Genomic DNA, 243 nt, shown 5'->3' with positions numbered 1-243 from the left:
CAGTACCTGATGCTGTCCGTGGTCGCATGCGGCGGTGGCATCGTGGCCATGGCCGGCCTCGGCGTCTATTACTACATCCTTCGCTATATGAGCGAGCGGGTAATCCTGTCCATTGTCGGCGGGGTGTTGGTTTCGGTGATGGTGGTAACGGCGGCCAACACCTTCCTGCATATCTCCACAGGCCTGTCGCGCGGCGTACTCGTGATTTACGCCTCTCTGGCCCTGGCCGGCCTACTGGCCACC

The 243-nt window shown here is 61.7% G+C and carries 1 pseudogene; it reads left to right on the top strand.

The annotated features are described in order from the left end of the window. Positions 1 to 243, top strand: a pseudogene (locus OH705_RS28410) (hypothetical protein); the annotation flags it as partial.

The sequence above is a fragment of the Pseudomonas sp. BJa3 genome (genome assembly GCF_026343815.1).
GTDB lineage: Bacteria > Pseudomonadota > Gammaproteobacteria > Pseudomonadales > Pseudomonadaceae > Aquipseudomonas > Aquipseudomonas soli.
Note: the sequence above shows the minus strand (reverse complement) of the source record. Positions and strands in the feature narration are given on the sequence as shown.